This window comes from Oscillibacter sp. CU971, assembly GCF_905219725.1.
Classification (GTDB): Bacteria; Bacillota; Clostridia; order Oscillospirales; family Oscillospiraceae; genus Oscillibacter.
On record NZ_CAJMXG010000380.1, the window covers coordinates 1 to 2,174 of the forward strand.

Here is a 2,174-nt window from a genome sequence, read left to right on the forward strand (position 1 = left end):
GGTTACGCCCGCTGGCGTCTGGTCGGGGGTCTGGTTTTCCTCGAAGGCCCGCCGTTGGGCGGTTTTCCGTGGTTCCGTTCGGGGATATGGGCGCAAAAAGGGCCTCCCACCGGCGTGGGAGGCCCTCTTGTCAGTCACGCGATAGGAAGCTCGTTTGAGCGGCGGTTTCAATCCGCCGTGCCAGAGCGTCCAGTGACTCCCTCTGACACAGGCCGCTCTCCTGCTCCTTCTGCCGAAGAGCGGCAAGGTCATTCCGAACACCGGACAGTTCTTCCTCTGTCCATGGCCTGCTCCAGAAGCGGCGCAGGACGGCGGAGGGCAGTTCCTGACTGCCGCCGCTGTCGTACAGAAGCGTCAGCTCCCGGTCCCAAATGCTGACGCGGGAGACGCAGGGAAGCGCCCGCAGCGCGTCCAGGTTCTCCGGCAGGACGCTCACGATGTTGTCGTGGGCCTCCAGCGCCGTGGACCTGGGAATTGTCCCGCCCTCGTTCATCTGGTAGAACCGCAGAAGCGTGCTGGCAAGGGAGACCTCCGGCCTGGCGGCGATGACGGCGATCTCAACACGGTAGCCCTTGCCCGTCNGCAGTTCGGCGGTGGACTTCGGGACCTCCACCGTCCGGCCAGTGCCTTCGATCACCAGATTGCGCCCGGCGTCGGAGAGCTGTCCAATCAGGCCCTCCACCACCGCCGAGGAAAACGCGGAGGTCATGGCGACCGAGTCGGAGCCATACGCGGCGTACAACTTTTGGTAGCTGGGATGACAGCGGCGATAATCGTCTCCGTTGATGAACGCGGCGTCTCCACGCATCTGCGACNGCAGCATGGTGGACAGCTCCGTCTTCCCCGCTCCCGGCNNGCNCNCNAGCAGGATAGCGCAGGGATGTTCTTGTTGGTGCGTGCGCCGCAAGGTCAGCCGCAATTCTTTTTTCAGGAGCTCCGACACATCCGCTTCACTGAAGCCGGCAGATACATTCTGTTCAGACATTGCCGCCCGCCTTGATGCCGGACAGGAACTGCCCGGCAAGGTCGAACTGCCCTTCGATGCGGTCCAGGTCTTTCTCCGACGTGGCCAGCAGGATATCCTGCTTCGCCGTCCAGACCAAATCGTACATGAGCTGGACCGGCTGGCTCTGCCCATTCTGCTCCCGCTCATAGTGGTACAGGTTCCCCAAAACGGAAGCCCCCTTTTCCATCAGCACTTCCTGACGGAGTGAAAACTCATATCTGCTCACGCGGCGCACCTCCATACGAGACCGTCAACCATTTCAATTCCAGTATACGCATCATACCACATTCCCTGCGCCCCCGCAACCCATCCAAGCGGTGTGCGGACCNATTTTTGTAAATCTGCCNAATGACAGCCGGTGAACGCCGGAGGGAGAAAGGAGGAATGTATCATGCAGATCAAATACGGCAGGGAGAAGGACTGCGCGGATTTTTCCCACAAGCAAAATCAGACCGCCGACGGACGGGCCATCGTTCAGTTCATAGAGGTCTGGAGCGGGATGATGGAATGCGCCGCAGAGCAAAGCGGGGCCGATGTGTCGGAGACCGCCTGTCTCACCGTGCAGGCCGCCGCAGACGCTGCTGGAATCTCCAGGGACGAGGATGTGCTGGCCGGAGCTGTCAAGCTGCTGGACTGCTGGGCCTATGGCGACCAGCTCCGGGAGTGGATTATGTACCATCCGCCTGAAANCCTGTCGGAANACCCGGACGTCGCGTCGAGCCTCTGGCTCGTCTCTCAGGAGCTGCTCGACGCAGTGCCCAAGCTGGCGGACGCCTATCCGTGCATCCTGGAAACCGCCCCGGACCTCTTGGCAGTCCATCGGATGGCTGCCCAGGCTNAGCCGGAAGCGGCGTGCCNCANAATGACGATATAAGGAGAAGCTATATGCCCAGAGAAAAAATCAAGTTCGCCCTGCGGATGTCCCCGGAGACGCAGCAGCTTGTCAGAGAACTATACCCGCGGGACAACTGCCGGACGCAAAACGAGTTCATCGAAAAGGCCATTCGGTTTTATTCCGGCTACGTCTCCGGCCAGGACGCCTGTGAGTTCCTGCCCGCCGCGCTGACCGATGCCTTGCGGAGTACCGTCCGCGACAGCGAGAACCGGACGTGCCGTCTGCTGTTCAAGCTGGCGGTGGAGCTGGACATGGTGATGAATGTCCTGGCGG

Annotated in this window: 3 protein-coding genes; 1 reads left to right on the forward strand and 2 read right to left on the reverse strand. The window is 61.4% G+C overall.

From position 1 onward, the window contains the following. Positions 1-130: 130 nt before the first annotated feature. Positions 131-985, reverse strand: coding sequence for a zeta toxin family protein (locus tag JX325_RS15635; protein ID WP_204791980.1), 855 nt, complete (start codon positions 983-985; stop codon positions 131-133). After that, complete coding sequence (locus tag JX325_RS15640) at positions 978-1,232, reverse strand: hypothetical protein (protein ID WP_204791981.1); 255 nt, start codon at positions 1,230-1,232, stop codon at positions 978-980. The genes JX325_RS15635 and JX325_RS15640 overlap by 8 nt, the downstream gene beginning before the upstream one ends. Positions 1,233-1,891: 659 nt before the next feature. Here JX325_RS15640 and JX325_RS15645 point away from each other — a divergent pair. Beyond that, positions 1,892-2,174 (forward strand): hypothetical protein (locus JX325_RS15645; protein WP_204791982.1); only part of this gene is annotated, 283 nt, incomplete at its 3' end.